General features: G+C 66.9%; 30 protein-coding genes. 14 read left to right on the plus strand and 16 right to left on the minus strand.

Annotated features, from left to right (window positions below):
• On the plus strand, nucleotides 1-913 hold a 913-nt coding region (locus tag WBB07_RS08660), incomplete at its 5' end, for an ABC transporter permease (protein ID WP_526306664.1).
• Here WBB07_RS08660 and WBB07_RS08665 read toward each other — a convergent pair.
• On the minus strand, nucleotides 898-2,154 hold the full coding sequence (locus WBB07_RS08665; protein ID WP_526306666.1) for an MFS transporter: 1,257 nt from the start codon (nucleotides 2,152-2,154) through the stop codon (nucleotides 898-900). The genes WBB07_RS08660 and WBB07_RS08665 overlap by 16 nt on opposite strands.
• A gap of 81 nt (nucleotides 2,155-2,235) precedes the next feature.
• On the opposite strand from WBB07_RS08665, the gene WBB07_RS08670 reads away from it, so the two are divergent.
• From WBB07_RS08670 to WBB07_RS08680, 3 genes are all read left to right on the plus strand, one after another.
• Complete coding sequence (locus WBB07_RS08670; RefSeq protein WP_526306668.1) at nucleotides 2,236-3,192, plus strand: GlxA family transcriptional regulator; 957 nt, start codon at nucleotides 2,236-2,238, stop codon at nucleotides 3,190-3,192.
• A 91-nt stretch (nucleotides 3,193-3,283) separates the two neighbouring features.
• The gene (locus tag WBB07_RS08675; RefSeq protein WP_526306670.1) at nucleotides 3,284-4,441 is read left to right on the plus strand and encodes an NAD(P)H-binding protein; all 1,158 of its coding nucleotides are present in this window, start codon (nucleotides 3,284-3,286) and stop codon (nucleotides 4,439-4,441) included.
• A complete protein-coding gene (locus WBB07_RS08680; RefSeq protein WP_526306672.1) occupies nucleotides 4,438-5,145 on the plus strand; it encodes a CPBP family intramembrane glutamic endopeptidase in 708 nt (235 codons plus the stop codon). Before WBB07_RS08675 ends, WBB07_RS08680 begins: the two co-directional genes overlap by 4 nt.
• A gap of 4 nt (nucleotides 5,146-5,149) precedes the next feature.
• On the opposite strand, the gene tet(V) is transcribed toward WBB07_RS08680, so the two are convergent.
• On the minus strand, nucleotides 5,150-6,454 hold the full coding sequence (gene tet(V), locus WBB07_RS08685) for a tetracycline efflux MFS transporter Tet(V) (RefSeq protein WP_526306674.1): 1,305 nt from the start codon (nucleotides 6,452-6,454) through the stop codon (nucleotides 5,150-5,152).
• Between the two features lie 73 nt (nucleotides 6,455-6,527).
• Nucleotides 6,528-7,349, minus strand: coding sequence for an enoyl-CoA hydratase/isomerase family protein (locus WBB07_RS08690; protein WP_526306676.1), 822 nt, complete (start codon nucleotides 7,347-7,349; stop codon nucleotides 6,528-6,530).
• A 122-nt stretch (nucleotides 7,350-7,471) separates the two neighbouring features.
• Here WBB07_RS08690 and WBB07_RS08695 point away from each other — a divergent pair, with 122 nt between their 5' ends.
• The 3 genes from WBB07_RS08695 to WBB07_RS08705 all read left to right on the plus strand — a co-directional run bounded on the left by WBB07_RS08695 (nucleotide 7,472) and on the right by WBB07_RS08705 (nucleotide 10,367).
• Nucleotides 7,472-8,557: a CaiB/BaiF CoA transferase family protein gene (locus tag WBB07_RS08695; RefSeq protein ID WP_526306678.1), complete on the plus strand. Its 1,086-nt coding sequence runs from the start codon at nucleotides 7,472-7,474 to the stop codon at nucleotides 8,555-8,557.
• A gap of 71 nt (nucleotides 8,558-8,628) precedes the next feature.
• Nucleotides 8,629-9,381, plus strand: coding sequence for a 3-hydroxyacyl-CoA dehydrogenase (locus WBB07_RS08700; RefSeq protein WP_526306680.1), 753 nt, complete (start codon nucleotides 8,629-8,631; stop codon nucleotides 9,379-9,381).
• On the plus strand, nucleotides 9,378-10,367 hold the full coding sequence (locus tag WBB07_RS08705; RefSeq protein ID WP_526306682.1) for an NAD(P)H-dependent flavin oxidoreductase: 990 nt from the start codon (nucleotides 9,378-9,380) through the stop codon (nucleotides 10,365-10,367). The genes WBB07_RS08700 and WBB07_RS08705 overlap by 4 nt, the downstream gene beginning before the upstream one ends.
• A 97-nt stretch (nucleotides 10,368-10,464) precedes the next feature.
• Here WBB07_RS08705 and WBB07_RS08710 read toward each other — a convergent pair whose 3' ends face one another.
• Nucleotides 10,465-10,590 carry a hypothetical protein gene (locus WBB07_RS08710; protein WP_526306684.1) on the minus strand — a complete coding sequence of 42 codons (126 nt, stop codon included), beginning with the start codon at nucleotides 10,588-10,590 and terminating at the stop codon, nucleotides 10,465-10,467.
• Between the two features lie 229 nt (nucleotides 10,591-10,819).
• Nucleotides 10,820-11,353 (minus strand): DoxX family protein, encoded by a 534-nt coding sequence (locus WBB07_RS08715; RefSeq protein WP_526306686.1) that lies wholly within the window; start codon nucleotides 11,351-11,353, stop codon nucleotides 10,820-10,822.
• A 213-nt stretch (nucleotides 11,354-11,566) separates the two neighbouring features.
• On the opposite strand from WBB07_RS08715, the gene WBB07_RS08720 reads away from it, so the two are divergent.
• From WBB07_RS08720 to WBB07_RS08730, 3 genes are read left to right on the plus strand one after another with little or no spacing between them, the layout of a single operon-like run.
• Nucleotides 11,567-13,852, plus strand: coding sequence for an MMPL family transporter (locus WBB07_RS08720; RefSeq protein WP_526306688.1), 2,286 nt, complete (start codon nucleotides 11,567-11,569; stop codon nucleotides 13,850-13,852).
• Nucleotides 13,853-14,554 carry a TetR/AcrR family transcriptional regulator gene (locus WBB07_RS08725; RefSeq protein ID WP_526306690.1) on the plus strand — a complete coding sequence of 234 codons (702 nt, stop codon included), beginning with the start codon at nucleotides 13,853-13,855 and terminating at the stop codon, nucleotides 14,552-14,554. It begins immediately after the preceding gene.
• Between the two features lie 12 nt (nucleotides 14,555-14,566).
• Nucleotides 14,567-15,187: a class I SAM-dependent methyltransferase gene (locus WBB07_RS08730; protein WP_526306692.1), complete on the plus strand. Its 621-nt coding sequence runs from the start codon at nucleotides 14,567-14,569 to the stop codon at nucleotides 15,185-15,187.
• Here the strand turns inward: WBB07_RS08730 and WBB07_RS08735 are convergent.
• Nucleotides 15,184-15,909, minus strand: a complete 726-nt coding sequence (locus WBB07_RS08735; protein ID WP_526306694.1) for an SIR2 family NAD-dependent protein deacylase — start codon at nucleotides 15,907-15,909, stop codon at nucleotides 15,184-15,186. The two genes, WBB07_RS08730 and WBB07_RS08735, sit on opposite strands and share 4 nt — an antisense overlap.
• Nucleotides 15,910-15,945: 36 nt before the next feature.
• On the opposite strand from WBB07_RS08735, the gene WBB07_RS08740 reads away from it, so the two are divergent.
• The gene (locus tag WBB07_RS08740; RefSeq protein ID WP_526306696.1) at nucleotides 15,946-16,308 is read left to right on the plus strand and encodes an Rv1152 family transcriptional regulator; all 363 of its coding nucleotides are present in this window, start codon (nucleotides 15,946-15,948) and stop codon (nucleotides 16,306-16,308) included.
• Between the two features lie 5 nt (nucleotides 16,309-16,313).
• On the opposite strand, the gene WBB07_RS08745 is transcribed toward WBB07_RS08740, so the two are convergent.
• Nucleotides 16,314-17,165 carry a class I SAM-dependent methyltransferase gene (locus tag WBB07_RS08745; protein WP_526306698.1) on the minus strand — a complete coding sequence of 284 codons (852 nt, stop codon included), beginning with the start codon at nucleotides 17,163-17,165 and terminating at the stop codon, nucleotides 16,314-16,316.
• Nucleotides 17,166-17,202: 37 nt separating this feature from the next.
• Nucleotides 17,203-18,030, minus strand: a complete 828-nt coding sequence (locus WBB07_RS08750) for a class I SAM-dependent methyltransferase (RefSeq protein ID WP_526306700.1) — start codon at nucleotides 18,028-18,030, stop codon at nucleotides 17,203-17,205.
• 80 nt (nucleotides 18,031-18,110) lie between these two features.
• On the opposite strand from WBB07_RS08750, the gene WBB07_RS08755 reads away from it, so the two are divergent.
• Nucleotides 18,111-18,554: a PPOX class F420-dependent oxidoreductase gene (locus WBB07_RS08755; RefSeq protein WP_526306702.1), complete on the plus strand. Its 444-nt coding sequence runs from the start codon at nucleotides 18,111-18,113 to the stop codon at nucleotides 18,552-18,554.
• 42 nt (nucleotides 18,555-18,596) lie between these two features.
• A complete protein-coding gene (locus tag WBB07_RS08760; RefSeq protein WP_526306704.1) occupies nucleotides 18,597-18,782 on the plus strand; it encodes a DUF5302 family protein in 186 nt (61 codons plus the stop codon).
• Between the two features lie 124 nt (nucleotides 18,783-18,906).
• On the opposite strand, the gene WBB07_RS08765 is transcribed toward WBB07_RS08760, so the two are convergent.
• From WBB07_RS08765 to WBB07_RS08795, 7 genes are all read right to left on the minus strand, one after another.
• Nucleotides 18,907-20,538, minus strand: coding sequence for a monocarboxylic acid transporter (locus WBB07_RS08765; protein WP_526306706.1), 1,632 nt, complete (start codon nucleotides 20,536-20,538; stop codon nucleotides 18,907-18,909).
• On the minus strand, nucleotides 20,535-20,825 hold the full coding sequence (locus tag WBB07_RS08770) for a DUF485 domain-containing protein (protein WP_526306721.1): 291 nt from the start codon (nucleotides 20,823-20,825) through the stop codon (nucleotides 20,535-20,537). Before WBB07_RS08770 ends, WBB07_RS08765 begins: the two co-directional genes overlap by 4 nt.
• Nucleotides 20,826-21,044: 219 nt before the next feature.
• A complete protein-coding gene (locus WBB07_RS08775; RefSeq protein WP_526306708.1) occupies nucleotides 21,045-22,754 on the minus strand; it encodes a sodium/solute symporter in 1,710 nt (569 codons plus the stop codon).
• Nucleotides 22,751-23,149 carry a hypothetical protein gene (locus tag WBB07_RS08780; protein WP_526306710.1) on the minus strand — a complete coding sequence of 133 codons (399 nt, stop codon included), beginning with the start codon at nucleotides 23,147-23,149 and terminating at the stop codon, nucleotides 22,751-22,753. Before WBB07_RS08780 ends, WBB07_RS08775 begins: the two co-directional genes overlap by 4 nt.
• A complete protein-coding gene (locus WBB07_RS08785) occupies nucleotides 23,142-23,927 on the minus strand; it encodes a LytR/AlgR family response regulator transcription factor (protein ID WP_526306712.1) in 786 nt (261 codons plus the stop codon). The genes WBB07_RS08780 and WBB07_RS08785 overlap by 8 nt, the downstream gene beginning before the upstream one ends.
• Before the next feature lie 25 nt (nucleotides 23,928-23,952).
• Nucleotides 23,953-25,140 carry a sensor histidine kinase gene (locus WBB07_RS08790; RefSeq protein ID WP_526306714.1) on the minus strand — a complete coding sequence of 396 codons (1,188 nt, stop codon included), beginning with the start codon at nucleotides 25,138-25,140 and terminating at the stop codon, nucleotides 23,953-23,955.
• A gap of 100 nt (nucleotides 25,141-25,240) precedes the next feature.
• Complete coding sequence (locus WBB07_RS08795; protein WP_526306716.1) at nucleotides 25,241-25,537, minus strand: DUF732 domain-containing protein; 297 nt, start codon at nucleotides 25,535-25,537, stop codon at nucleotides 25,241-25,243.
• Between the two features lie 141 nt (nucleotides 25,538-25,678).
• On the opposite strand from WBB07_RS08795, the gene WBB07_RS08800 reads away from it, so the two are divergent.
• Nucleotides 25,679-26,251 carry an HhH-GPD-type base excision DNA repair protein gene (locus WBB07_RS08800; RefSeq protein ID WP_526306718.1) on the plus strand — a complete coding sequence of 191 codons (573 nt, stop codon included), beginning with the start codon at nucleotides 25,679-25,681 and terminating at the stop codon, nucleotides 26,249-26,251.
• 73 nt (nucleotides 26,252-26,324) lie between these two features.
• On the opposite strand, the gene WBB07_RS08805 is transcribed toward WBB07_RS08800, so the two are convergent.
• Nucleotides 26,325-26,907: Rv1157c family protein (locus WBB07_RS08805; RefSeq protein WP_526306720.1), on the minus strand; the 583-nt coding region annotated here is incomplete at its 5' end.

Genomic DNA, 26,907 nt, shown 5'->3' on the forward strand with positions numbered 1-26,907 from the left:
GCCGGCGCAGTACGCCGAGGCGGATGCTGTCGTTGCGGTCGGGTTGGCCCGGGTGGCGGTGGCTGACGCGGTGGCGGCGGTGTGGCGCGCCCAACAGCTGAGAATGGCGGACTTTGACAAACCGCCGGCGCGGCGCAACGCAGTCGGCGGCCTCGGTGCCCGGGTGCGGGTGCTGGCGCGACGGGTCGCCGACGAGATGCGCCATATCTGGACCGCGCGACCGCGCTCGATCCTGCTGCGGCTGCTGATCACCCTGGCCATCAGTTTGTCGCTGGTGGTCTTCTATCACTTCACCGGTCTGTCCCGGTACGACGACGCCGGGCGCCTCACCCTTTATCTGTTCTCCGCAGTGGTCGGCAGCGTGGTGTGCACCAACGCGCTGTGCTTCGAGGCGAATCGGGTGCGCACCCAGCTGGCCGGCGGAGAACGCTTGTGGCGCATCCTGATCGCAAAGAACCTCGCGATGGCGGCGACGGTGACGCTGGCGGCGCTGCCGATGATCGGGTTCCTGGCGTTCACCGAGGGCGGCAACCCGGTGGCGCTGGTCGACCAGCTGGTCACCATGGTGTTCATCTGGCTCGGTGTCGGCAACGTGCTGTCGGTGGTGTATCCGCTTCGCCACGAACCGGTTTCGGCCCGGCTGCATGACGGGACCTGGAAGCCGTACCTGCTGTCCTTCTTGATCTCCTACGGGGTGGGTCTGACGGTGAACCTGATGATCTACTGGCGGCTGTGGGCCAGGCAGCAGGCCTCGGCTGAGATAGCGGGCGGTACCTGGGTGGCGTTTGCGCTGGTGCTGGTGAGCGCCATGACGATGTGGATCCTGTTGACGGTGTTTGCCGTGGCGTGCAGCCGGGAGCCGTGGCTGCGACGGGTGCTGTCCCGGGAGATGGTCACCTATCGGAAGTCGTGAACCTTCCGTACCGACAGGCACATTCCCGCTGCCACCACACACAGCCCGGCGGCCAGGTAGAACGCCAGGTCGTACTCGCCCTGCAGATCGCGGATCCAGCCTGCACCCGCGGCCGCCACTGCCGCACCCAGCTGGTGGGCGGCGAACACCCAGCCGAACACGATCGGGGCGCGTGTGCCGAAGTAGCTGCGGCACAACATGATCGTGGGCGGAACGGTGGCCACCCAATCGAGCCCGTAGAAGATGATGAACACCCACGTGCCGGCCTCTGCGTGTGGTGACAGCAGCGCGGGCAGCGCCAGCAACGACATGCCGCGGCCGATGTAGTAGACGACCAGCAGCAGGCGTGGGTCCACGCGGTCGGTGAGCCAGCCGGAGAACACCGTTCCGGCCACGTCGAGCACACCGACCACTGCGAGCAGGCCCGCGGCCACCGTCGTCGGCATCCCGTGATCGTTGGCCGCCGGGATGAAATGGGTACCGATCAGACCGTTGGTGGTCATTCCGCAGATCGCGAAGCTGCCTGCCAGCAGCCAGAATGCCGGTACCCGTGCTCCGATCGCCAGACCGGAGAATGCCGCTGCGAAGCTGCTACCGGGTGGCGGGGGCGGGGGAGCGGACTCGAGGGCTCCGTATGCGGTGAGTCCCAGGTCCTGCGGCCAGTTCCGCATGAACACCAACACCAGCGGCACCACCGCCAGGGCAGCGGCCGCGACGATCAGCGATGCCCACCTCCAGCCGTGGTGGGTGGTCACCGCCGCGACCACCGGCAGGAAGATCAACTGCCCGGTCGCGCTGGCGGCCGTCAGCACCCCGGTGACCAAGCCACGGCGCGCGTCGAACCAGCGGGTGGCCACCGTTGCCACAAAGCCCATCGAGATGGCGCCGGTACCCGCACCCACCAGCACACCCCATAGCAGCACCAGCTGCCAGCTGGCGGTCATCGTCACGCTGAGCGCGCTGCCCGCGGCGATCATGCTCAATGCGACGGTGAGCACCGGGCGTATCCCGAACCGGTCCATCAGGGCTGCGGCGAACGGCGCCGTCAGCCCGAACAGTGTCATGTTCACCGACATCGCCAGGCCGACGACGCCGTGGGTCCAGCCGAACTCGTCGTGGAGTGGATTCATCATCACGCCGGGCACCGACCGGAACCCGGCAGCGCCCAGCAGGGCCACGAAGCTGGTGGCGGCCACCACCCAGGCCCAGTGCCGGCGGGTGGTCACGGGGGGAACGATCACCGAACGACTATCGCCGACCGCGTCGACCGCTACCAGTGGCAAGAATGCCTATATTCGTAAATAACATGCCAGGATGGGGTGATGCACCGCGTCGCCGTCCTGCTTCTCGCCCCGGTGGTGGGGTTCGACGCCGCGATCGCCCCGACCCTGTTCGGTGCGGCCGTGGGCACCGCCGGGCAACCGCTGTACACCGTGGCGACCTGCAGTGTGGACCGCCAACCCGTCTCGTCCACCACGGGTTTCGATGTGCTGCCCGGAGCCGGCGCCGAAGTGCTTGCCGACGCCGACACCATCGTCGTTCCCGGCACCCGGTACCCCCTGGCACGTGAACAGGGGGTGTTGTCGCCCGAGGTCGCCGCGGCGCTCTCGGCGCGGCGATCGGACGCCCGGCTGGTGTCGATCTGCACCGGCGCGTTTGTGCTCGCCGCGGCCGGGGCGCTCGACGGCAGGCGGGCCACCACCCACTGGATGCACGCCGATACCTTGCGTCGTCTGCACCCCCAGGTGCGCGTCGACGAGAACGTGTTGTTCGTCGACGACGGCGACGTGTTGACCTCTGCCGGCCTCGCAGCGGGAATCGACTTGTGTCTGCACATCATTCGCACCGACCATGGCGCGCAGGCCGCAAATGCGGTGGCGCGCTACTGCGTGGTGCCGCCCTGGCGGGAGGGCGGCCAAGCCCAGTTCATCGACAGACCGCTGCCCGCCTCCGACCACGCCTCCACCGCCGCGGTCCGAGCCTGGGCGGCGCAGCACCTCACCGAACCGTTGACCATCGAGCAACTGGCCCGGCACGCCGGTATGAGCGCCCGTACCTTTATCCGGCGCTTCGTCGAGGAGACCGGCGAATCGCCCGGGGCCTGGGTACGGGCCCGTCGCCTCGACCATGCCCGCGAGCTCCTCGAACAGCAGAACCTGGCCGTCGACGAGGTGGCGCGCCGAGCCGGCCTGGGCAGCGGGGCGAATCTGCGTCATCATCTGCGCCGTGATCTCGGCATGTCACCGTCGAGCTATCGCAAAGTGTTTCAGGGCCGCTGAGCCGGGATCCGGCCCGCCCGGCAACACTGCCGTGGCGAAACTCACCGTCGTAGGCGGCGGCGCCGTGGGGTAACCCCCTATCGTGAAAACGATGCGCATCCTGGTCACCGGCGCCACCGGCTACGTCGGTTCCCGGCTGGTCGCAACCCTGCTCGCCGCGCGACCCGAGGTCACCAACGAGGTGATGGTCGCCACCCGCAACACCGACAAGCTGGCCGGTTTCGGCTGGTGCGACGACGTCGCTGCCGTCACCCTGGACGCCGACTCGTCTGATTCGGCGGCGCTGGCGCTGGCCGAGGCGGGGCCGGTCGACGTCATCTACTACCTGGTCCACGGCATCGGCGAGCCCGGGTTCCGCGAACGAGACCGCCGCGCGGCCGCAAACGTCGCGCGCGCGGCGAAGAAGGCGGGGGTGAAACGGATCGTCTACCTGGGCGGATTTGTCCCCGACGACGGCACCCTGTCCGAGCATCTGGCCAGCCGGGCCGAGGTGGCAGCCGCCCTGGCCGTCGACGGCGGACCGGAAGTCGTCTGGCTGGGTGCAGCGGTCATCATCGGTGCCGGATCCACATCGTTCGAGATGGTTCGCTATGTCGGTGATCGGCTGCCGCTGATCCCGCTGCCGTCCTGGGTGGACCATGCCATCGACCCGATCTCCATCCGGGATGTGTTGCGTTATCTCGAGATCGCCGCCGACAGGGACGCCGTACCTGCCGGTGCGTACGACATCACCGGCCCCGGCACCACCACCTACCGAGGCCTGATCGGTGGCTATGTGCACGCCGCCGGCTGCCCGCGGTACGGACTGCCGATCGGCGGCTGGCAGGAGTCGCTGGTGCCGAAATCGGTGACAGCCTGGGTGGCCGGCAACGTGGTGCCGGTACCCACCGGTTTGGCCGTCGACCTGATCGCGTCGCTGGATCATCCGATGACGGCGTCGGGGAGCTTGCTGCGAGACATCGTGGCCGACCCCGACGGCGGGCTGACGTCCATCGACGACGCGATTGCCGCGTCGGTCGGATCGCCGGAGCCGCGGCCGGTGAACCAGCTTGCCGATCCGCATCACCTCGCTGACAGTGATGCGATGTGGGCCGGCGGAGATCAGTTGCGACTGCGACGGGTATTCGGTGCCGTGACGCCGCCTGCTGCCATGGGTTTGCTGTCACTGATGCCGAAACCGATTGCGGGCGTGGCCCGTACCGGAGTGGACCTGCTATTGGGTTTACGGGCGAAGGTGAACCCCGCGTGACCCGCAGCGCCGGCCTGCGCGACGAGATCGTCGGTGTGCTGACCAATGCGGCCCCGCCACAAGCGGAACCACCTGCGGTGGTGCGCAAGCGGCGCGTTGTGGTGATGGTGATACTGGTACTCGGTGCGGTGACACTGGCGCTGTCGTTACACCAGCAGCCCGGTGACCCGATGTTCTACTGGCTGACCTTCCTGCTGGCCGCCGTGTGGGCCGGTGGGGCCTTCCTGTCCGGTCCGCTGCACCTGGGCAGCATCTGCTGGCGCGGTCGTAACCAACGGCCGGTGCTGACCGGGCTCGGCGTCGGTGCTCTGGTCGGCGGCGTGTTTGTGGTCGGCGCACTCATTGCCCGTGAGATCGAACCCGTCGCCGAATTCATCACGCAGGTACTGGTTTTTGCCAACCAAGGCGCGCTGTGGCTGGTGGTGGTGATCACCTTGGTCAATGGGGTGGCCGAGGAGTTGTTCTTCCGCGGATCGCTGTACACCGCACTCGGCGCCCATGCCCCGGTGCTGATCTCCACCGTCCTCTACATCGTGGCGACCTCGGCCAGCGGTAATCCGATGCTGGGATTTGCGGCGATCATCCTGGGTGCGGTGTGCGCACTCGAACGTCGGGCCACCGGCGGGGTGCTGGCGCCGGTGCTGACGCATCTGGTGTGGGGGCTGATCATGGTGCTGGCATTGCCGCCGCTGTTCGGCGTGTAACCGGTCAGCGCAGCGGGTGGGCGATCTCGTCTCGCGCCATCCGGGCAGCCAGCCAGGCAACCGCCGCGATCGCCACCGGTGTCACCCCGGCCGCCAGGAAGATGACCTCCGTCGAGATGACCTTCGACAACGGCCCCGCGATCGCCATCGACACCGGCATGAAGGCCAGCGACACGAAGAAGTCCAGGCTCGATACCCGGCCCAGCATCGCCGGCGGCACTCGTCGCTGCAGCAAGGTGCCCCAGATGACCATGCCCGCACCGTCGGTGATGCCGACGAGGAAGCCGGCGACCATCATCGCGACCACCGAATGGGTCCATCCGATCACTACCAGCGGCAGCGAACCGGCACCCCACATCAGCATCATGACGCTCAGGTATCGGCGTGGCAGCTGCCAGGAGGCAACTCCGAGTGCCCCGACAGCGCTGCCGACACCGAACGCGGCCAGGACAAACCCGTACATCTGTGCACCGTGGTCGAACCGGTCCCCGGTGATGAACGGTAGTAGCACCTCGAACGGCCCGATCACCAGAAGCACGTACATGCTGGCGAACAACAGGGTCGCCAACAGCCACGGCGTGCGGATCATGAAGTGGAACCCGTCGCGCAGGTCGGCCAGTGGATGCGATCGGGTCGGTATCTCCGGGCCGGCCAGTCCAGGGGACAAGTGGGAGGCAGCCGCGGCTCCGCGGGTGGCCACCAACAGCACCAGACTGATCGCGAACAGGATTGCCACGATCACAGCGCCGACGGTGGGGAAGGTCGCCCCGATCAGCAGACCTGCCGCCGCCGGACCGGCCGCCCGCTGCAGCACCGGCCGCATCACGCCTTCGACGCCGTTGGCGGCCAACAACTGTTCGGCAGGCAGGATCCGCGGTAGGTAGGCGCTGTAGGCCGGAAAGAAGAAGGCCGCGGCGATCCCGAGCAGCCCGGAAGCGACCGCCATGTGCCACACCTGAAGGGCGTCGAGCAGCCCCAGCGTCGCAACGATGCTCACGGTGAACAGGTTGACCAGCTCAACAGCAATGATGATGGTGCGCTGCGGGATTCGGTCGGCGGCGATACCGCCCACCAGGACAAATGCGACGAGCCCGCCACCCAGACAGGCCGCCACCAGGGACAGTGCCGCCGGGTCGTTGTTCAGTGCGATCACCTGCAAGGCCATCACGACGGCCCACATGCCTTCGGCGAGGATCGTGATCGACACCGCGGCGATCAGCAGCCGGTATTCGCGGAACCGGAACGGTGTCAGTACCCGCCAACCGCCGGGCGCGCGCACGCTCGGCTGCTGGTCGGTCCCGATTCCCATCCCTTGATCGTCGCTGACCGACACCTTTGGCGTCCAACGAATTTCAGGTGATCGATACAGGCGCCGCCGTCGCTCAGCTATCGGTGAATACGGGGGTGCGCCGCTGTTGGAACGCCTGGACACCTTCGCGGAAATCGGTGCCGTGCAGCAGCGCGATCTGGCCGTCGGTCTCGCGGCGCAGCGCCGATTCGAGCTCGGTCAAGGTCGCCGCGTTGATGGCGTGTTTGGTTTTGGCCAGCGACACCGCGGGCCCTGTTCGGAGCGTGGAGATCGCCGCGTCGACCTGGGCGTCGAACTCGTCGGCGGGATACACCGCGCTGACCAGCCCCCAGGACAGCGCCTCGGCGGCGCAGATGCGCTCGGCCAGCAGCGCCATCCGCATCGCCCGGGCCCGGCCCACCGAGGCGGCGATCAGCGCCGAGGCGCCACCGTCGGGCATCAGGCCGATCTTGGTGAACGACAGCATGAAAAATGCCTCTTCCGAGGCCAGCACCAGGTCGGCGGCGATGGCCAGCGACACTCCCACGCCGGCGGCCGGTCCGGCTACCACCGACACCACCGGTTGCGGCAGTTCGGTGATCGAGCGGATCGCGCGGTTGGCGATGAGCAGGACTTCGCTCGCCTCGTCGCCGATGTCGCTGGTACCGGATCCGTCGGCTCCGATACCGGCACCGGAGCTGAAGCCGCGGCCGGTGCCGCCGAGTCGTGCGACCCGGACGCGGGGGTCGGTTGCGGCGGCTTCGAAGGCGTCGGCGATGCCGGTCAGCACGGCGCGGTCCAGGGAGTTGAGGCTCTCGGGCCGGTCGATGGTCACCGACAGCACTCCGTCGGTGAGGTCGACCAGCAATCCAGGGATCGCGGGCAGGGCGTCGACACCGGAGTCGGGGGTTGTCATGGCAGTCACTGTAGAAAGTCGGAGCCGGTCAATCGGAGCCCACCCGTCGGTTGGTTGGGAGCGCTTGACAAGATGCCAGGGACAGGACCACTAGGACAGCACCACCGGAGAGGCGGGACATCGTGGCCGGACCCTTGCAAGGACTACGCGTCGTCGAGTTGGCCGGGATCGGACCGGGCCCGCACGCGGCGATGATTCTCGGTGACCTCGGCGCCGACGTCGTCCGCATCGAACGGCCGGGCGTCGGCAGCAGTGGGGTCCGTGATGCGATGCTGCGCAACCGCCGCTCGGTGACCGCGGATCTCAAGTCCGACGAAGGCCGCGAACTGGTGTTGGCACTGATCGCAAAGGCCGACGTGCTGATCGAGGGCTTCCGCCCAGGGGTCACGGAGCGACTCGGGCTGGGGCCTGACGATTGTGCCGCAGTCAACGAACGGCTGGTGTACGCGCGGATGACGGGCTGGGGGCAGACCGGCCCGCGCGCCACCCAAGCCGGTCACGACATCAACTACATTTCGCTCAACGGCGTGCTGCACGCGATCGGCCGCGCCGGGGAGCGGCCGGTGCCGCCGCTCAACCTGGCGGGCGACTTCGGCGGCGGGTCGATGTTCCTGCTGTTGGGCATTCTGTCGGCGCTCTGGGAGCAGCAGACCTCCGGTAAGGGGCAGGTGGTGGACGCGGCGATGATCGACGGGTCCAGCGTGCTGATCCAGATGATGTGGGCGTTCCGGGCGGCGGGGCAGTGGTCGGATGAACGTGGCACCAACATGCTCGACACGGGCGCGCCGTACTACGACACCTATGAGACTGCCGATGGTCGGTACGTCGCGGTGGGCTCGATCGAACCGCAGTTCTACGCGCAGCTGCTCGCGGGGCTGGGCTTGGAACCGGCGGAACTGCCGGCGCAGAACGACCGCTCCCGTTGGCCGGAGCTCAAGGCCGTGTTCACCGAGACCTTCCTCACACAAGGCCGTGACCATTGGGCGAAGGTTTTTGAGGGTACGGATGCCTGCGTGACGCCGGTGCTGTCTTTTGCCGAGGTGCTCGACGAGCCGCACGTCGCTGACCGGGACACTTTCTACGACGCCGGGGCCGACGGGCTGCAGCCGCGGCCGGCACCGCGGTTCTCGCGCAGCGTGCCCGGCACCCCGACACCGCCGCGTGTTCCCGGGGAGGACACCGAGTCGGTGCTTCGGGACTGGACGTAGCCACGCTCACCAGCTAGAAACGTTTCAACCAACCAGTAGGTCGGGTAGTCGGCCGGGAAGGACAACTGACAGTGGAGATCAAGGACGCGGTAGCGGTGGTGACCGGGGGTGCCTCCGGGTTGGGTCTGGCGACCACCAAGCGACTGTTGGATCGCGGTGCCTCGGTGGTGGTGCTCGACCTCAGGGGTGCAGACACCGTCAAGGAGCTCGGGGCGCGCGCCAAGTTCGTGGAGGCCAATGTCACCGACCCGGAATCGGTCAGCGCCGCACTGGATGCCGCCGAGGAGTTCGGCCCCCTGCGCATCAACGTCAACTGCGCCGGCATCGGCAACGCGATCAAGACCCTGGGCAAGGACGGGCCGTTCCCGCTCGACGAATTCCGCAAGGTCATCGAGGTCAACCTGATCGGCACCTTCAATGTGCTGCGGTTGGCCGCCGACCGGATCGCCAAGAGCGAACCGATCGGGGAGGAGCGTGGCGTCATCATCAACACCGCGTCCGTCGCCGCGTTCGACGGCCAGATCGGCCAGGCCGCCTACTCGGCGTCCAAAGGTGGTGTCGTCGGTCTGACTTTGCCCGTCGCGCGTGACCTGTCCCGGAACCTCATCCGAGTGATGACCATCGCCCCGGGCTTGTTCAAGACCCCGCTGCTGGCGGGACTGCCCGAGGAAGCGCAGGCCTCGCTCGGCAAGCAGGTGCCGCACCCGGCCCGTCTGGGCGACCCGGATGAGTACGGCGCGCTGGCGGTGCACATCGTGGAGAACCCGATGCTCAACGGTGAAGTGATCCGTCTGGACGGTGCGATCCGCATGGCGCCCCGGTGACGCTCAAGACGAAGTTCACCGAGACGTTCGGGGTTGAGCACCCGATCGCGCAGGGCGGTATGCAGTGGGTGGGGCGTGCGGAACTCGTTGCGGCCGTCGCCAATGCAGGTGCGCTGGGATTTCTCACCGCGTTGACGCAGCCGACGCCGGCGGATCTGGCACGTGAGATCGCCAAGACTCGGGAGCTGACCGACAAGCCGTTCGGGGTCAACCTGACGATCCTGCCGTCGATCAACCCGCCGCCGTATGACGAGTACCGCCAGGTGATCGTCGACGAGGGCATCAAGATCGTCGAGACCGCGGGGTCCAATCCGGCGCCGCACCTGCCGATGTTCCACGACAACGGCATCAAGGTGCTGCACAAGTGCACCTCGGTGCGACATGCGGTGAAGGCTCAGAGCCTCGGCGTCGACGGCATCAGCATCGACGGGTTCGAATGTGCCGGTCACCCGGGCGAGGACGACATCCCGGGCCTGGTCCTGATCCCGGCGGCTGCTGACAAGATCGAGATCCCGATGATCGCCTCCGGCGGGTTTGCCGACGCCCGCGGCCTGGTTGCCGCGCTCGCGTTGGGTGCCGATGGCGTCAACATGGGTTCGCGGTTCATGTGCACCGTGGAATCGTGCATCCATCAGAACGTCAAAGAGGCGATCGTCGCCGGTGACGAGCGGGGAACCGAACTGATCTTCCGGACCCTGCACAACACGGCTCGGGTGGCGTCCAACGAGGTGTCCCGCGAGGTGGTGCAGATCCTCAAGGACGGCGGCCAGTTCTCCGACGTCAAGGACCTGGTGGCCGGCGTGCGTGGCCGCAAGGTGTTCGAGGACGGCGACATCGACGCGGGCATCTGGACCGTCGGTACCGCGATGGGGCTGATCAATGACATCCCCACCGTCGGGGATCTGGTTTCCCGGATGGTGGCCGAGGCCGAGGGGCTGATCTCCGGTCGTCTCAGCGAGATGGTCGTCGCTGCGGTCCCGGCGTAACGCGGTCACCCTGACGGGCGGGAAGCAAACCAAATAGATCGGGCGCGCTCACGCATCCTGGAGGATGTGAGGGCGCGCCCGGTTGGTTGTCGGGGAGCTAGCTGGCGAGCGGATGCCATTCTTCGACCTGCTCCGAGGTATCGCCTTCCACCAGGAAATCCCCGTGGTAGAGGGCGTCGAAGTCAATCTTGATGACATCAGCGTTGGTGTCGTCGATCCACATGACAGTGAGCCTATGGGCCACTCTTAAGAGATCTTTGAGCCCCGCTTCGCAAAATGGTGGCAATTATTACTCCTGGGTAGGGTGACTCAGGAGTCAGTTGTCGATCGTGACCGTCGTCACGGGGGCGTGGACCCCTTGTTGAGATCGACAAACCGGCGACATCTACCCGCAAAAGTTCGCCCAAACGCACGTTTGGGCGCCTCGGGGTCAGGCCGGGGGCGCCTCGGCGTCAGCCTGTGGGGGTGGTGAGGTGAAGCGGGTTGACGCCGTTGAGCAGCACCCAGGTGGCGACCGCCGCCGCGATCGCCAGGACCAGCAGGACCACCGACACCAGGGTCGGCCACTGGGCGCGCCCCCACAGCAGCTGATCCAGGGAGAAACGGCCGGCGCCGGTGAAGATCAGGGCGATGGCGGCGAACCCGATCAGGAACGGAATGTTGAACGGCTCCGACCAGAACGCGGCGCCGGAGACGTTGACTGCCCACGCATCGATCATCGCGGCGGTGACCGCGCAGGCGGCCAGTGGCGTCAGGATGCCCAGCAGCAGTGCGATCCCGCCGAGGGTTTCGGCGACGGTGACCATGAGTGCGCCGATGGTCGCGGCTTTCCACCCGCCCTGATCCATGAATTCGACGACTGTGCCGAAGTCCAGCGCCTTGATCAACCCCGCCTGGAGCACTGCGGCTCCGGCGCCGACACGAAGCACCAGCAGGCCGAAGTGGCTGGTAGCCGGGCTGGTGCGGATGTCGAAGTCGGCTGCCATGTGACGTAAGCCTATTGGCCGGGCCGTTTTTTTGTAAGGCTTGCCTGTCGCTCGTCACGGGTCCGGTCACAGCTGAACGATCAGGGGGCCGATCTCGTGGTTCAGATCAAGCGTCCCACGGAAGCCCGAACATCGGCGTAACCCATATTGACGGTGTTAACTTACCGCTGATAAGTTCTGGCCCCCTGCCGGGACCGGGAAGGACAATCCAACGTGCTGCACCGAATAGCGCTGACGGCGATCGCCGCCCCGCGGCGGATCATCGCCGTCGCCGTTCTCCTGATGATCGGTGCCGCCGTCTTCGGCGTCCCCGTCACCAAGAGCCTGTCGGCGGGCGGGTTCCAGGACCCCACCTCCCAATCCGCGCGAGCCACGCAGATCCTCACCGACAAGTTCGGTCAGGGCGATATGCAGTTGGTGTTCTCGGTGACGGCCCCGGGTGGGGTCGACAGTCCGGAGGCCCGGGCGGTCGGTACCGGCATCGCCGAACACATCGAGTCCTCGCCGCACGCCGCCCAAGTGGTGTCGGCGTGGACGTCACCGCCACCGGTGGCGGCCGGGCTCAAGAGCACGGACGGGTCCTCCGGTCTGGTGGTGGCGGGACTGTTCGGCGGGGAGAACGACGCCCAGCGATACGCCGAAGAGCTGCTTGCTCAGATCAACGCGGACATCGTGCCCGGCCACCCCGAAGTCACCGTGTCACCCGGCGGCGGAGCGATGATCTATTCGCAGATCAACACCCAGACCGAGCGCGACCTGCTGCTCATGGAGTCCATCGCGATCCCACTGAGCTTCTTGGTGCTGGTGTGGGTGTTCGGCGGGCTGCTCGCCGCGGCCCTGCCGATGGCTGTCGGCGCGCTGGCCATCGTCGGTTCGATGTCGGTGCTTCGCGGCATCACCTTCTTCACCGACGTCTCGATCTTTGCGCTCAACCTGTCCATTGCGATGGGCCTGGCGCTGGCCATCGACTACACCCTGTTGATCATCAGCAGGTATCGCGACGAGCTCGCCGACGGCGTCGAGCCCCACCAGGCCTTGATCCGGACCATGGCCACCGCAGGCCGCACCGTGCTGTTCTCGGCGGTCACGGTTGCGCTGTCGATGGCAGCGATGGTGCTGTTCCCGATGTACTTCCTGAAGTCCTTCGCCTACGCCGGTATCGCCACCGTGGCCTTTGCCGCTTTCGCCGCGGTGATCGTCACACCGGCGGCGATCGTGCTGATGGGCGACCGGCTCAACGCCTACGACGTGCGCCGCCTGCTGCGCCGGGTGTTCCGCCGGCCTGAACCCGAACCCAAGCCGGTCGCCCAGCAGTTCTGGTATCGCACGGCCAAATTCGTGATGAAGCGGGCAGTGATGATCGGCGTGGCCGGGGTCACGCTGCTGCTTCTGCTGGGGGTGCCGTTCCTCGATGTCCGATGGGGGATGCCCGATGACCGGGTGCTGCCGCCAACCGCGTCGGCGCACCAGGTCGGTGACCAGCTGCGCGACGACTTCGCCACCAACTCCGATGCCACCGTCACCATCGTGGTCCCAGATGCCGACGGGCTCACACCCCCCGACCTCGAGCGCTACGCGGCTGACCTGTCCCGCGTCCAGGATGTGTCCTCGGTGACCGCACCGACGGGAACATTTGTCGGTGGAGCCAAGGTGGGGCCACCCGTTGCGGCGACCGGCGTGGCCGACGGCAGCGCATTCCTGACAATCGACAGCACGGCGCCGTTGTTCTCCGATGCATCCTCGTCCCAGCTCGACCGGTTGCACGAAGTGACCGGACCGGGGGAGCGTGACGTCGAATTCACCGGTATCGCCCAGGCCAACCGGGACAGCGTGGACGCGATCACCGAGCGACTGCCGCTGGTGCTCGGCATCATCGCTGTCATCACCTTCGCGTTGCTCTTCCTGCTCACCGGCAGTGTCGTGTTGCCGCTGAAAGCACTTGTGCTGAACGTGCTCTCGTTGACGGCGGCGTTCGGTGCGCTGGTGTGGATCTTCCAGGACGGACACCTCGGCGCATTGGGCACCACGTCGACCGGGACGTTGGTGGCCAACATGCCGGTGCTGTTGTTCTGCATTGCTTTCGGATTGTCCATGGACTACGAGGTGTTCCTGATCTCGCGCATCCGGGAGTACTGGCTGGAATCCGGGCAGACTCGTGCCGACAACGAGGAGAGTGTCGCGCTCGGTCTGGCCCGCACCGGACGGGTGATCACCGCCGCCGCCCTGGTCATGTCGATCTCCTTCGCGGCGTTGATCGCGGCAAAGGTGTCCTTCATGCGGATGTTCGGGCTGGGGCTGACGTTGGCAGTGCTCGTCGACGCGACGCTGGTGCGGATGATGCTCGTCCCGGCCTTCATGGGGATTCTCGGCAAGTGGAACTGGTGGTCACCCAAGTTCCTGGTCAAGCTGCACAACAAGATCGGCATCAGTGAATCCGGACCGCGGCCGGAGAAACCCGCCGAGAAGCCCACGGCGGCTGCGGTGCCGGACAATGGCTAGGTGAGCAGCGATCCACTGACGAGGCGACGTCGCGCCCCCCGGGGCTCCGGCGAGCTGCTGCGCGACGAAATCCTCGATGCGGCCACCGAACTGCTGCTGTCCACCGGCCACGCCCGCGATGTGTCGGTCCGGGCGGTGGCCGAACGGGTCGGCGTGACATCACCGTCGATCTACCTGCACTTCACCGACAAGGATGCGCTGTTGGACGCGGTGTGTGCGCGTTACTTCGAGAAGTTCGACGACGAGATGCAGCAGGCCGCCGCGGGCCAGCTCACCACGCTGGACGTCCTGCGGGCCCAGGGGCTGGCCTATGTCCGTTTTGCCACCCAGACGCCCGAGCTCTATCGCATCGCCACCATGGAGGAGGGGCGCGCGGGCAGCGATGTCGACGAGACCCTGGTCACTGCGGCGTTCGGGCACATCCGGGACTCGGTGCAGGCGTTGATGGACGAGGGTGTGTACGCCCAGGACGACCCGACCACAGTGGCACTCGAGTTGTGGACGGCTGCCCACGGCGTGGCCGCGTTGTTGATCGCCAAGCCGTATCTGCCGTTCGGGGACACCGATTCCTTCGCCGACCGGGTGTTCAGCGCGGTCTGTGCAGGACGGATTGTCGCCGGTATCGTCGGACCTGGATCGACACCCACACAGACGGTTGACTGGCTCTTCGATCGGCCGGCCCCGAAACAGGTGACCAACTGAGGTAGGTGACTCATGGACAACCCATTTTTTGCGCGGTTGTGGACCACTCTGTCGGCGCACGAACCCGCGGCCCTGACCGCGCTGCGACAGGAGAATCTGGCCGGGCTCTCCGGCAGGGTGCTGGAGGTCGGCGCGGGCACCGGTACCAACTTCGACTACTACCCCGACACGGTGACGGAGGTGGTGGCGGTGGAGCCGGAGACCCAGCTGGCGGCGTCCGCGCGCGACGCCGCCGCCCGCGCTGCGGTTCCGGTGGTGGTCCGTGAGGAGCTCATCGAGGATCTGGACCCGGCCGAATCCTTCGATGCGGTGGTCTGCTCGCTGGTGTTGTGCTCGGTGGCCTCTTCCGATGGTGTGCTGCAACAGCTCTATTCGAGGCTGCTGCCTGGCGGTGAGTTGCGTTACCTGGAGCATGTCGCCACACCGGGGGCCCGGGGTGCGCTGCAGCGGGTCGCGGATGCCACGGTGTGGCCCCGTTTGCTGGGGAATTGCCACACCCACCGCCGGACCGAGACCGCAATCCGTGCGGCCGGGTTCGCTGTCCAGTCGACCCGGCGCGCGGCGGCCCTTCCGGCTTGGGTGCCGTTGCCGGTCACGGAGTTCGCCCTCGGCCGGGCGATCAAACCGGCCTAACCGCGCAGCAGGCCGGTCAGGCGGTGCAGCAGGGTCGGCAGGGCGGTGCTGGCGCTTTCCCGCAGGGATACCGTCGCGCTGTCCGACAGCGGCGTCGGATCTGGATTGACCTCCACCACCACCGTTCCGCGGGCCACCGCATACTCGGGTAGACCGGCCGCCGGGTAGACGAGCCCTGACGTCCCGACGACCACCAGTACATCGGAGTTGGTGACCGCCTCCACTGCGGCGTCCCACGGGCCGTCGGGCAGCGCCTCACCGAACCACACGATGTCCGGCCGGATCAGGCCGCCACAGGCGCATGTCGGCGGCATCAGTTCCAGCGTCGGCTCCGGCATGTCGGCGAGTGGGCCGGTGTACACCGAACCGCAGCTGTCACAACGAAACTCGAACAGGCTGCCGTGCAGATGGTGCACCGGTGTGCTGCCGGCACGTTCGTGGAGGTTGTCGACGTTCTGCGTGATGACACTGACCTCGGCGATTCCGGCCAGGTGCTGCCACGCCGCGACGGCACGATGCCCGTCGTTGGGTTCGACCTGCTGCACCAGATGGTGGCGCCACAGATACCACGCCCACACCCGTTCGGGGTGCTCCTGCCAGCCCTGCGTCGATGACAGTTCGTATGGATCGAACTTCGCCCACAGGCCGTTCTTGTCGTCGCGGAAGGTCGGCACCCCACTTTCCGCGGAGATGCCGGCGCCGCTGAGCACTGCAATGCGCACCACACCAAAATAGCTGGCCTGTTGGATACTGGTCCGGTGGACCTGGGGGAATGGCTGCGGGTTGATCCGCAGGCGGCAAAACCGTTGTTCGATCAGCTGCGAACGCAGTTGATCGCCGGTGTTCGAGATGGGAAGTTACCGCCGGGCACTCGGCTGCCCACGGTGCGGGACCTGGCCGCCCAGTTGGGGTTGGCCGTCAACACCGTAGCCAGGGCCTACCGGGAGTTGGAGACCTCCGGGATCGTCGAAACCCGGGGCCGTTTCGGCAGTTTCGTTGCCCGGGCGGATCCGGCGGACGCCGCCATGGCCGCCGCGGCGCACACCTACATGGAGACGGCACGCAATCTGGGCCTGGACAAGAGTGCGGCGCTGCGTTACCTCGATCTCGCGTTCGATTAGCGGGATCAGCCGAATTCCAGCAAGGTCACCGGTGGCCGCAACCTCTGCAGCCGCCGATTGTTGAAGACGCCCGAGATCACGGCGTTCATCACCCGGCCGCGGCCTCGGGGAGCCGGCAGATCGTGGACGGCGCGGATACCGGGAACGGTGTTGGCCAACTCGGCCAGTTCGGGCGCGGTCATCGAAAACGGCATCGGCGGAATCGCATACCGCAGTGACGGGCGCAGCCAACCGCGACGGGCCAGACCGGCAAACCAGGCCGGCGGCAGGTCGAACATCATCCGGCCCCCGGGGAAACGGCGGGCGCATGCGGCGATCAGCCCGAGCGCCTCTTCGGGCTGCAGATACATCAGCAGGCCCTCGGCGGTGATGAACACTCCCTGCTCGGCGGCATCGGTTGCCACCAGATCCATCCAGCTGTAGTCCAGGGCTGACTGCGCGGTCATCACGATGCGCGGCGACGCCGGCAGCAACTGCTCCCGGATCGCCACGATTGCCGGAAGATCGACTGTGAGCCAACGGAATCGGGCATCGGTGACGGTGGCGTCGAGCCGCCAGAAGCTGGTCTGCAGGCCTTCGGCAAGCGCGACGACGGTTGCGTCGGGGCGGGTGCGCAGGTAATCACGGGTGGCGCGGTCGAACGTCATGGAGCGGATGGCCATGTCCTGCCGGTTCGTGTGCCCGAACTTCGCGAAGTCGGCGTCGATCGAATCCGCCAGCCGCACCGCCACCGGATCGTCGATGAGAGCGTCGGGCCGGCGTGCCTCGTGGGCACGTACCGCGAGAGTCAGCAACGCTGTCTCGGATACTCCGGTCAGTTCCGCTTTGTGCCGGGCAGCGCCATTCGAGTCGGTCATCGGCCCCGAGCCTACCGACGCCGCTGGGCGGGCCGACTCACTCGAATTCCAGCACCGTGATGCTGGGCCGGGCCCGGCGTATCGGGCCGATCCGGTCCAGAACCGGCCAACCGGCGACCTTGAAGGCGCCGCGTCCGGGTCGAACGTGCACATCGCGTGCCGATCGCACCCCCGGGAGCCGGTCCGGCAGGGCCAATGCCTCGTCGGCGGTCAAAGCAAACGGCATCGGCGGTGCCACATAGCGCTCGGAGAGTTTGAAGCCTTTCATGGTTTTCCGGCTGAACCAGTGCGGTATCGAGTCGAACATGATGGCGCCGCCGGGAAAGCGTGCCGCACACGCTGTGATCAGGGCAAACACGTCGTCGGGATCCAGGTACATCAGCAGGCCCTCGGCGGTGATGAACACCCGTTGACCGTCACGGTCGGCAACCGCGTCCATCCAGCTCCAGTCGAGGGCGGACTGCGCCAGTGCCACGATCCGGGTGTCGTCGGGCAGCAGTTGCCGACGTACCTCCATCACGGGCGGCAGATCCACGGAGAACCAGGTCGCCTCATCGAGGAGACCGGCAGCGTCGAGCCTCCAGAAACTGGTCTGCAATCCCTCGGCGAGTGCCACGATCGAGGTCCGTGGATGCTCGAGCAGATGGTCAGCGGTGACGCCGTCGAAGGTCGCCGCCCGCAGCCCGTGGGATTGGTCGGGTTTCCCGAACTTCGCGTAATCGTGGTCGATGGCGTCGAACAGGGTGACCGCCCATGGATCGGTCACGGCGCCGTCGGGGCGTCGTGCTTCGCTGGCGCGGTTGTGCAGCGTCCACAAGGTGGTTGTCGAAACGCCGCCGAAGGTAGTGCCGTCGATTGCTGTCACAGCGACGAGCCTAGGTCGGACCGACGATCATCGGTGATCTACCAGGCCCCGGAAACGTGGTTGTTGAGTAGGCTCAGCAGATGACCCGACAGGTGTTCGACGACAAGCTGCTTGCCGTGATCAGCGGGAATTCACTTGGGGTGTTGGCGACGATCAAGCGGGATGGGCGGCCGCAGCTGTCCAACGTCTCGTATCACTTCGATGCACCCAATGTGGCGATCCAGGTCTCGGTCACCGAGCCGCGGGCCAAGACTCGCAACCTGCGCCGTGATGCCCGCGCCTCGATTCTGGTGAGCTCCGACGACGGCTGGTCCTATGCGGTGGCCGAAGGGGACGCGGTCTTGACCCCGGCGGCTACCGACGTCGGCGATGACACGGTAGAGGCGTTGATTGTGTTGTACCGCAACATCGCCGGTGAGCATCCCGACTGGGACGAGTATCGGGAAGCGATGGTCACCGATCGGCGGGTGGTGCTGACCCTGCCGATCTCACACCTGTACGGCGTGCCGCCCGGTCGCCGCTGACCAGGCGTTCGCGCAGGTGACAAGCAGGCTAGGGTGGTCATCATGGGTGATGTGACGGGTGAAGAAGCCGCCCCGGAAGACGACGCGAAGCGTAAGTTCCGGGAAGCGCTGGAACGGAAGAAGGCCAAAGCTGCCAATGGCTCGGATCATCGCAGTGGCGGTGTCAAGCAGGCCAAGCAGCACGGTCCGGTCGAGAATCGCCGCGAGTTCCGCCGCAAGAGCGGCTGAGTGCCGATTCGATCCTGTTGGACAACAGCAGGTTCGGAGTTTTCCGAGTAACAATTAGTGCCGCCCCTTCGGGCGAGCGACGGCGGCGGGACCCCCCGGACCCGCCGCCGCCTGATCGCTCTTCCTAGTGAGCGACTGCTTTCTCCGCCCCGACTCCGGTCAAGGAGCGAACCTCCATCTCGGCGTTGATCTCGGGATTGCCGCGGTCCGGTGAGGTCAGCGTTCCGACGATGCCCAGGATGAACGCCAGCGGGATCGACACGATGCCCGGATTGGCCAGCGGGAACCAGGCGAAGTCCACGCCGGGGATCATCGAGGTCTTCGATCCCGACACCGCGGGGGAGAAGACGATCAGAACGATCGTGGAGATCAGGCCGCCGTACATGCTCCACAGTGCACCCCGGGTGTTGAACCGCGCCCAGTACAACGAGTACACGATGGTCGGCAGGTTGGCCGCCGCGGCCACCGCAAACGCCAGCGCCACCAGGAACGCCACGTTCTGGCCATTGGCCAGGATGCCCAGGCCGATGGCGAGGACACCGAGGACAACCGCGGTGATCCGGGAGACACGCACCTGTTCGGACTCGGTGACGTTTCGGCCCTTCATGACGGTGGCGTAGATGTCGTGGGCGAATGAGGCCGACGCGGTGATGGTCAGTCCCGCGACGACGGCCAGGATGGTGGCAAACGCGACCGCGGAGATGACGCCGAGCAGGATCACCCCGCCGAGTTCGAAGGCCAGCAGCGGAGCCGCCGAGTTGACGCCGCCGGCGGCGCCGAGAATGCGGTCCGGGCCCACCAGGGCAGCCGCACCGTAGCCGAGCACCAGGGTGAACAGGTAGAAGGCGCCGATCAGGCCGATCGCCCACACCACCGAGCGGCGGGCTTCTTTGGCCGTGGGCACGGTGTAGAACCGCATCAGCACGTGCGGCAGGCCGGCGGTGCCGAGCACCAGCGCCAGTGCCAGCGAGATGAAGTTGATCTGCGAGGTCAGCGAGCCGCCGTACTGTGCGCCGGGCGACAGGACATCGCGATTGGCCACACCTTCGGTGGTGGCACCGGCGATCGCAGCCTGCGCCGAACCCAGGATCTCGGAGAAATTGATGCCGAACCTCATCAGCACCATCACCGTCATCATCCCGGCGCCGGCGATCAGCAGCACGGCCTTGATGATCTGCACCCAGGTGGTGCCCTTCATGCCGCCGATGAGCACGTACATGATCATCAGGACGCCGACGACGGCGATGACAATCGATTGCCCACTGCGACTGTTGATGTCGAGTAGTAGCGCCACCAGTCCACCGGCGCCGGCCATCTGGGCCAGCAGGTAGAACAGCGACACCGTCAGTGTCGAGGTGGCTGCCGCCAGCCGGACCGGACGTTGTTTGAGCCGGAAGCTCAGGACGTCGGCCATGGTGAATTTGCCGGTGTTACGCAGCAATTCGGCGACCAGCAGCAGTGCCACCAGCCATGCGACCAGGAAGCCGATGGAGTACAGGAAGCCGTCGTAGCCGTACACGGCGATGGCGCCGGCGATGCCGAGAAAGCTTGCCGCCGAAAGGTAATCGCCGGCGATCGCGATGCCGTTCTGGGTGCCGGAGAAGCCGCGGCCACCGGTGAAGAACTCGGCGGCGGTGGCGTTCTTCTTGCTGGCCCGGATCACCACCACCATGGTGACGACCACAAACAGGGAGAAGATCGCGATGTTGGCGATCGGGTTGCCAACGGTTTCGCTGGCGGCCAGGAGGTGTGTCACTTGACCGTTCCTTCCAGTTCTTCGCGGATGGCCTCGGCGCGCGGGTCGAGCTCACGATTGGCGAACCGCACGTACAGGCCGGTGATGACAAAGGTGGTCAAGAACTGGCCCAGCCCGATCAGCAGGCCGATGTTGACGTTGCCAAACACCTTGGTGGCCATGAAGTCATGTGCAAAGGCGCCCAGCAGAACGTAGACGGTGTACCAGATGAGGAAGAACGCCGTCATCGGGAACACGAAGCGTCGCAGCCGGCTGCGGAGTTCCTGGAACTCCGGGCTGGCCTGCATGGCGACAAACTCTTGGCCGGTGGGGGCCGGCCTACTCTCGGTGGTTGGCACCGTGGGTGCTCCTGACTGCTCGATTGTGAACCGAATGTGTGAAATGAGCGTATTGAGACTCCGGTCACAACCGAAGGGCTTAGCTGGATGGAATTGCCGAACCCGTTATCGCGTGCGCTAAACGGTCAGTCAGCGACGACGAGCGGTCGACGGTTCGGATTGCCTGGTTCAGCGTGATTCGCGGGGAAGTCGTTCCAGCCCCATGCCGAGCCGCTCCGGCACATGCATCCGCGCGAAGATCCGGGCCACATCCGGCGGTGCGGTGGTGGCGGTGAGGCGACTGACGCCGACCATGGTGAGGAACGCCAGCGGCACGGTGATCGCCGCGGGGTATCCGATCAGCGTTCCGAGCCAACCGCTGTCGTCGATACCGCCGATCACGGCCAGGGTGGTGGCCACGCCGGACAGCATGCCGCCCACCAGCAGGCCACTGATGGCTCCGGTGCTGGTGAGGCCGCGCCACCAGATACCCAGGATCAGCAGCGGACACAGCGTGGAGGCCGCCACGGCGAAGGCCAGCCCGACGCTGCGGGACAGCTCCAGTGAGGACGCGGCCAACGCCAACGGGATCGGCACGACACCGCCGACCACGGCCGCCAGCCGGAAGTCGCGGACGCGGCCGCGCAGCACATCGGTCGACAGCGCCCCGGCGATACTCACGAGCAGGCCGGATGAGGTGGCCAGGAACGCGGCGATCGCGCCGGCGGCCACCAGCGCGGCCAGCCCGGCGCCGATCACCCCACCGATGGCGGCGTCGGGCAGCAGCAGCACCGCGGCGTCGGCGGTGCCGGTGATCAACAACTGGGGCACGTACAGCCGGGCGAAGACCCCCAACAAGGTGGGAAACAGATAGAACAACCCCAGCAATGCCAGGACCGCCAGCGCGGTGCGGCGGGCGGCCCGGCCGTCGGGGTTGGTGTAGAAGCGCACCAGCACGTGTGGCAGTCCCATGGTGCCGAGGAAGGTCGCGACGATGATCGAAAGTACTTGGTAGAGCGGGTGACCGCCGCCGAGCCCGCGGCCGGAGGTGATCCACTCGGCCCCGTCGGTCGGCGCGCCGGCGATGACGGGGGTGGCTGCTCCCGCGGCCAGTGTCATGGTGGTGCCGTCGGCGAGGGAGTAGCGCCCGGGTGCGGTCAGGGCGACACCGTCGACCGTGACACCGGCCGGCTCGACCACCTGCACCACAACATCGGTGTCGATGGTGACCGTGGTCTCCTGCTGGACACTCGGCGGCAACGGCCCACCCAGTTCGGCACGGTCGGACAGGAACAACGCGAGCAGCGCCAGCGCCGGGATGGCGATGGCCGTGAGTTTGAGCCAGTACTGGAACGCCTGCACAAAGGTGATGGAGCGCATCCCGCCGCCCACCACATTGGCGATGACGATGGCGCCGACCGCCACCGGGCCGATCCAAACCGGCAGGCCCAGCAGGGAATTCAAAGTCAGGCCGGCACCCTGGTATTGGGGGACCAGATAGAACACACAGATCACCACCACGACGATCATGCTCACGGTTCGCAATCGTGAAGATCCCAAGCGGAATTCGGCAAAATCTGGGACGGTGTACGCGCCGGATCGGCGTAGCGGCGCCGCGACGAACAGCAGCAGGCCCAGGTATCCGGCGGTGAACCCGACCGGATACCACAGTGCGTCGGCGCCGTACTTGGCCACCAACCCGGCAACGCCCAGAAATGAAGCGGCCGACAGATACTCACCCGAGATGGCGGCGGCGTTCCAGCGTGGACCGACGGTACGCGAGGCCACCAGGAAATCTGAGGTGGTGCGTGAGAGTCTGCCGCCGTAGGCGCCCAACAGCACGGTGGCCAGCGCCGCGGCCACCAAGGCGAACGCCGTCAACGGGGGCACCTCCGTCACGGCTCTGAAGCCCCGTCGTCCACGATGCCCATGAAGTCGCGTTCACCTTGTTCGGCGAGCCGCACGTACAACCACCCCACCGCAAAGAACATCGGGTACAGCAGCAGCCCGAGGATCAGCCAATTGGCCCGGATGCCGAACACCGTGAGCTGTTCCAGTGCCGGGAAAGCGTTGCCCATCAGTGGGATCGCCACGATCACGCACATCACCACCGCGGCCAGCCGAAGTGCCAGCCCGAGCTGAGTGCGCACCAGCCCACGCACCAGTGCGTCGCCGACGGCGGTCTGCTCCTGCACTTCCACCCGGGTGCGCACGATCCGGGCGCCACGTCGGTGGGCCAGCACCACCCGTTGTCGCGGCGTCGGGCCACCCTGCTGGCCGTGCGGGTTACTCATCGCCACCCGGCCGGTAATTGCGCATGGGGCCGCGCACCAGGCGGTCCCGCAGCTCGCGAGTCTGCCGGCGGCTGACCGGCAACTCGACCTCCGGGGACCGGCCGTTCTCCTGGACCCGCACCAGCACGCCGCCGTCAGCGGTGCGCAGGCCCGTCACCAAATGCAAGGCCACCAGGTAGGACCGGTGTACTCGCTGGAATCCGAGGTTGCGCCAACGTGTTTCGAGGGTGGACAAGGGTATGCGCACCAGATGAGATCCGGACGACGAGTGCAGACGGGCATAGTCGCCCTCTGCTTCGACCCAGCCGATGCTGTCGCGGCGGACCAGCTGGGTGATGCCGCCGAGCTCCACCGGCACCACCTCGTCGGTGTCACGGGCCGGAGTGGCCGCGGTGGCCGGTTCTGCGGAGCGGCCGGCCAACACCCGTCGCACCGCCTCGTCGAGACGTTCGGTGCGCAGCGGTTTGAGCAGATAGTCGGTCGCGCCGACTTCGAAGGCCGCCAACGCCTTGTCCTCGTGCGCGGTCACGAACACCACTGCCGGTGGCGACGAGAAGTTGGCCAGCACCGCCGCCAGTTCCAGCCCTGACAGGCCCGGCATGTTGATGTCGAGGAAGATCGCGTCGATAGCCCGCTCGGACAGTTCCCGCAGCGCCGCGTTGGCGTCACCGACACCGTAGACGTTGCCGATACACGGATGCTGCTGCAGCAGGTAGGTCAGCTCGTCGCGCGCCGGGGCTTCGTCGTCGACAGCGAGCACGTCGAGCAACCGTGTCACCTGACGTCCTTTCGTGATCCGGCCATCACACGTGCACACCCGAGGCGAACTTGGGCACTCGCATGATGACCTTGGTGCCGGCGCCGAGTGCAGTCTCGACCACCAGACCGTAATCGTTGCCGAACGCCGCCCGCAGCCGATGATCGACATTGGTGAGGCCGACATGGGCCGAGTGTTCACCGCTGTCATTGGGCCCCAGCGCATCCGCGTGTGCCGAGCGCAACTCCTCGGGGTTCATGCCGACGCCGTCGTCTTCGACGGAGATGACGGTGTCGGTGCCTTCGTCGGTGGCGATCAGTGTGATGGTGCCGCCCTGTCCGGCCAGGCCGTGCCGGACAGCGTTCTCCACCAGCGGCTGCAGCGCCAGAAACGGCACGACGACATTGAGCACCTCCGGGGCGACCTGGAGCCGCACGTCCAGGGCGGTGCCGAACCGGGCCCGCTCCAGGGTCAGGTAGCGGTCGATGTTGCGCAGCTCGTCGGCCAACACGGTGTAGGGGCCGGCGGCGCGAAAGGAGTAGCGGGTGAAGTCGGCAAAATCGAGGATCAGTTCGCGCGCCCGGTCGGGGTCGGTCCGCACGAAGGAGGCGATGGTGTTGAGCGCGTTGTAGACGAAGTGCGGGCTGATCTGGGCGCGCAGCGCCAATACTTCGGCGCGGTCGAGGCGGGCGCGGGAGGCGTCGAGTTCGGCGAGTTCGAGCTGGCTGGCTGCATACCGTGCGACTTCGCCGACGGCGCCGAGCATGCCGGGACCGGGCTGCGTCGCGGTGACCACCAGCAGCACCCCGATCACCCCGTCGTCTTCCGGCGACAGCGGCTGTGCGATCAGCGCGGGCAGCTCATCACCGTCGAGCACCCGGCGCCCACCGGAGACAGCGGCCTCCACGGCGTGGTCGCAGCGCAGCACCAACTGCGGTGTCCAGCGACCGTCGTCACTCGGGTGGTGTGCCAGCATGCGGCCGTCGGTGCCGTACAGCGCCACCCCGTCCGCGCCCGTCAGGTCCCGCAGGTAGGGCACGGCGGTGCGCGCGGATTCGGCGTCGAGGCCCTTGCGTAGTGCTCGCGCCGCCAGTGCCGCGGTGTGCAGAGCGGCGTGCACGGCCCGTTCGGTCGGGGTGGACACCACGCGGCGGGTCCGTACCACCAGAACGGCCGCAACCAGGGCGGCGAGCAGAAACGCCGCGGCCAACGCGACGGCGACCTCGCCCGACATGAAGCTCACATTAGTGCCGCCGGGGGCCAACCTGACGGCACTGTTGATCGGGGTGTTGTCGGATCAGCAGCTCACCGCATGCTGGCCGACACGCCGCTGATCACATGACCGGGCAGGCGTACTGCCTGGCCACGTCCATCACCCGCTGTTGCGCTCCGGGTCCGATGACCCCCTGAGCAGCCAGTTCCAGTCCGATGTAGCCCGGTATGCCGCCCACACACGCCTGGTGGGCAACGCGCCACGCGGTGTCCGGATTGAGGTGATAGCCGTTTCGCTGCAGGCCTTGCAGATATCCGTCGAATTCGGGCGTGCCCTGGTCTGGTATCGCGTTGGCCGTGCCGGCCAGGGCAACAGCGGCGATGACCGCCGCGCCAAGAGCTGTGGCCACACGTCTCACGTTTGTCTCCTATGGGGGCATCCACCGGTTGTGGCTCACAGATTCGCACACTTCGACGACACGCACCGCTGAACCGTCAAGCTCTTGGACGCCTGCTCAGATGGGATCAGGTCGGCAACGGGTCGTCTTAAACTGGGGGACATGTCGAACCTCCAGTTGGTCCAAGAGCCCGCCGCTGACGCGTTGCTGACGTCCAACCCGACGGCGCTGTTGATCGGGATGCTGCTCGATCAGCAGTTCCCGATGGAGGCCGCTTTTGCCGGTCCCAAGAAGATCGCCGACCGGATCGGTGCCGTCGATGCCGGGTTGATCGCCAGCTACGACCCCGACAAGTTCGTCGCGTTGTGTTCGGAAACGCCTGCCATCCACCGGTTTCCGGGTTCGATGGCCAAACGGGTGCAGGCGCTGGCGCAGATCCTCGTCGACGAGTACCGCGGTGACGCCGCCGCCATCTGGACCGAAGGCAACCCCGACGGCCGCGAGGTGTACCTACGTATCAAGCGGTTGCCGGGGTTCGGAGACCAGAAGGCCCGGATCTTTGTGGCGCTGTTGGGCAAGCAGTACGGTTTCACCGGGTCGGGCTGGCGGGAAGCCGCCGGTGACTACGGCGTGGACGGCACCTTCAAGTCCGTCGCCGATGTGCGGGATCAGGATTCGCTGGACCAGGTGCGCAGCTACAAGAAGGCGATGAAGGCGCAGGCAAAGCAGAAGTAACACAAGAAGCCACTCCCGGACACCCCGACCTTCTGGGGTTTCGTGTCCGCGAGTGGCTTCTTGGCGTCGTGGGTTACGGCACCACCGTGGAGCCGATGGTCGGCATGAACTGGCACTGCTTCTCGGTGGTGGTGATCTGACCGAAGATGGTCGACATGATGCTGCCCGAGCCGGTGTCGACGATGGCGGTCAGCGTGGTTGGCCCGTCGCCGTTGATATCGGAGCGCGGTTTCAGCGTTGCGCTGCCCGACTTTCCGGTGGTCAGGTTGACCCAGGTGACGTTCAGCGGAAGCTTCTGCACCTGGGCCGGTCCGGCGGTGCCGACTGCGGTGAACACATAGGCCGTCTGTCCGGCCTTCGGCCCCGGTGTCGGGATGGTGGCCGGCCCGGCCACCGAAAGCGCCGTGGCGATGGAGTTTCCGCCGTCGGCCAGGCAGCCGTTGCCGATCGACGGGTACATGAAGTCCTGGGTCGGCGGTGCGTCGGGACCGAACGCGGAGCCTGTCGGTGCGGCGGCCGGGGCAGGAGCCGCACCCGGTGCCGGTGCGGGCCCGGCTTCGATGGTGACGGCGGCCTCCGGTGCCGGTGCTGCTGCCTGTGTGAGCGGTGCCGCTGCCGGCTGCTGGCCGGGAACATGCGAGACGGGCGTGGTGGGC

Origin of the sequence: Mycobacterium sp., assembly GCF_049647605.1 — a bacterium.
GTDB lineage: Bacteria > Actinomycetota > Actinomycetes > Mycobacteriales > Mycobacteriaceae > Mycobacterium.